This window comes from Burkholderia sp. HMSC10F09, assembly GCF_001806955.1.
GTDB classification, from domain to species: domain Bacteria; phylum Pseudomonadota; class Gammaproteobacteria; order Burkholderiales; family Burkholderiaceae; genus Burkholderia; species Burkholderia multivorans.
Genome location: NZ_KV786849.1, coordinates 1 through 2,626, shown reverse-complemented (window position 1 = coordinate 2,626; position 2,626 = coordinate 1). Strand labels below are relative to the sequence as shown.

General features: G+C 69.8%; 3 protein-coding genes. 2 read left to right on the top strand and 1 reads right to left on the bottom strand.

Annotation, left to right across the window (positions count from 1 at the left end; all coding sequences use genetic code 11):
• A partial coding sequence (locus HMPREF3115_RS32720; RefSeq protein WP_256276366.1) for a methyl-accepting chemotaxis protein occupies nt 1-526 on the top strand: 526 nt, incomplete at its 5' end.
• On the opposite strand, the gene HMPREF3115_RS22540 is transcribed toward HMPREF3115_RS32720, so the two are convergent.
• Entirely contained in the window at nt 499-1,608 is a 1,110-nt protein-coding gene (locus tag HMPREF3115_RS22540; protein ID WP_070556150.1) for an AGE family epimerase/isomerase, read from the bottom strand. The two genes, HMPREF3115_RS32720 and HMPREF3115_RS22540, sit on opposite strands and share 28 nt — an antisense overlap.
• 112 nt (nt 1,609-1,720) lie before the next feature.
• Here HMPREF3115_RS22540 and HMPREF3115_RS22535 point away from each other — a divergent pair, with 112 nt between their 5' ends.
• A complete protein-coding gene (locus HMPREF3115_RS22535) occupies nt 1,721-2,416 on the top strand; it encodes an MgtC/SapB family protein (RefSeq protein WP_006407913.1) in 696 nt (231 codons plus the stop codon).
• The last annotated feature ends 210 nt before the right edge of the window (nt 2,417-2,626 follow it).

The window sequence follows — 2,626 nt, the reverse complement described above, 5'->3', positions numbered from 1 at the left end:
CATCGCGTTCCAGACCAACATCCTCGCGCTCAATGCGGCGGTCGAGGCGGCGCGCGCCGGCGAGCAGGGCCGCGGGTTCGCGGTCGTCGCCGGCGAAGTGCGCTCGCTCGCGCAGCGCAGCGCGCAGTCCGCGAAGGAGATCAAGGCGCTGATCGAGGAATCGGTCGCGCAGATCAACGGCGGCGCGGAACTCGTCGAACGTGCGGGCGACGCGATGCGCACCGTGTCGGAGTCGATCACGCGCGTCGTGCAGACGATGTCCGAGATCACGGCCGCGTCGGTCGAGCAGACGTCCGGCATCGAGCAGGTGAATCAGGCCGTCACGCAGATGGATCAGCTGACGCAGCAGAACGCCGCGCTGGTCGAGGAAGTCGCCGCGGCTGCGGCGTCGCTGAACGAACAGACCGCGCAGCTGATGCGCGCGGTGTCGGTCTTCGAGCTCGGCGACGCGCGCGGGGCGTATGCGCCGCGCATCGCGACGTCGGCCGCCGAGCCGCGTTACGCGCCGGTCGGCAGCGCCGCGTAAGCGGTCGCGAGGTGGTACGGCGTCGTCGACGGCATGTCGGCGCGCGACACCTGGCCGTCGGCCGTCTTGCATTCGAACCAGCCGCGCGGATGCAGGAAGCGCGCGGCGAAGCGCGCGATCTGCGTCGCGAGCGGCGCGGACGCCGGCGTGCCGCCGTGCGTTGCCAACGCGCGCAGGTATTCGGTCTGCGCCCAGATCCGCTGCGTGCCGTCGATGCAGGCGCCTTGTGCGTCGAGCGCCGCGCAGACGCCGCCCGTCTGCGGATCGACGCCGTGTCGTTCCGCGAACGCGAACGCGCGCGTGAGCGCGTCGCGGAGCGTCGTTTGCGCGAGCCGTGCGCCGGCCGCATCGACCAGATAAAACCATTCGAACTGATGGCCGGGCTCGAAACGGTTGTCGGCCGCGCCGAGCGGCAGTTCGGCGATGCAGCCGGTCGCCGGATCGACGAACGTGCGTTCGACGGCCGCTGCGGTGCGTGCCAGCGCATCGTCGAATGCGGTATCGCCGAATGCGTCGGCGGCCGCGAGCCATGCTTCGGTCAGATGCATCAGCGGATTCTGCAGCGCGCCGCTGCCCGACGACGAGAAGTCGGCCGCGCGCGCGGCGTCGAGCAGCGCGTCGCCCGGCTGCGGCGCAAAGCGGTCCTGAATCAGCGCGGCCGTCTCCTCGGCAACCGTGCGCGCGTCGCTGTCGCCCGATGCCGCATACCATGCGGCGCACGCGAAGACGACGAATGCGTGCGTGTACAGATCCTTCGTCGTGTCGAGCGGTGCGCCGTGCGCATCGACGCTGTAGAACCAGCCGCCGTGCTGCGCGTCGCGGAAGCGGCTGCGCAGCGTGTCGAACAGCACGGCCGCGTGCGCGGCATCGCCGGCCTGCGCGAACACGAACAGCTGCCGCGCACAGGCCATCGCGCGATAGCGCGTGACGGGCAGCGGCGCATGCGTGGCCGGATCGACGGCCTCGAACGGCAAACGTAATGTATGGTCGAACCCTGAACCTCGCCAGATCGGCAAGACGACGTGCGCGAAGTGGTGGCGCAATTGGGCGGCCTGGGCGGATGCGGAGTCGGAAACGGACATGGCGGGGTTGTGCGCTGGGATCGATTCGTGTCGGCGCGGCCCGAATCGGCGCGACCGGGCCCAAGGATAAAACATTCCGCGCGGCCGGCACCATAAAAAGGAGATAAATACGATGCTAGGCAACCTTGAACTCGTGATGCGGCTTGTGCTTGCCGCGGCGCTCGGCAGCGTGATCGGCTTCGAGCGCGAACGGCTGTCGTGGGCGGCGGGGCTGCGTACGCACATGCTGGTGTGCGTCGGCTCGGCGCTGATCATGATCGTGTCGGCGTTCGGCTTCGCGGACGTGCTCGGCCGCGAACATGTCGAGCTCGATCCGTCGCGGATGGCCGCGCAGGTCGTGTCGGGGATCGGCTTTCTCGGCGCGGGGTCGATCCTGCTGCGCGGCGAGATCGTGCGCGGGCTGACGACGGCCGCGAGCCTGTGGTCGGTCGCGGCGGTGGGGCTCGCGGTCGGCGGCGGGCTGTACGTCGGGGCGATTGCCGCGACGATCATCATCCTGATCATTCTGGCGGGCCTCAAGCCGCTCGAGCGGCGCTACTTCACGGTGCGGCAGCGGCGCCAGCTCGCGTTGACGGTGCTGGGCGGCACGCTGACCTTCGATTCGCTGCATGCGGCGCTGGGCCCCGATAGCGCGCGCGTGAAGCAGTTCATCGTGCAGCGCGCGGACGAAACCGGCGAACACGACGACGTGCGCATTGCGCTGGCGCGCGTATCGGATCTTGAATTTCGCGCGATTTGCGACAAACTGCGCGCGCTGCCGGGGGTGACGCGCTTCGACGACGGGCAGGGCGCGTCGGGCGATGAATAAGTGACAGGTCGTGCGACAATGGCCGGCCACCGATTCCGTTCGACATGCGGGTCCGCGCCGCGCGGGCCTCGCTATCCGATTGCCATGACCGAATCCGTTACCACGCCGCGCTCTCGTTCCCGTTCCGACCGTTCTTCGACACGCGCGCGTCAGCGTTCGGCTGCGGCCGCGCCCAGCGTGTCGGCGGCTGCCGCGCAGCCGGAGCGCGCG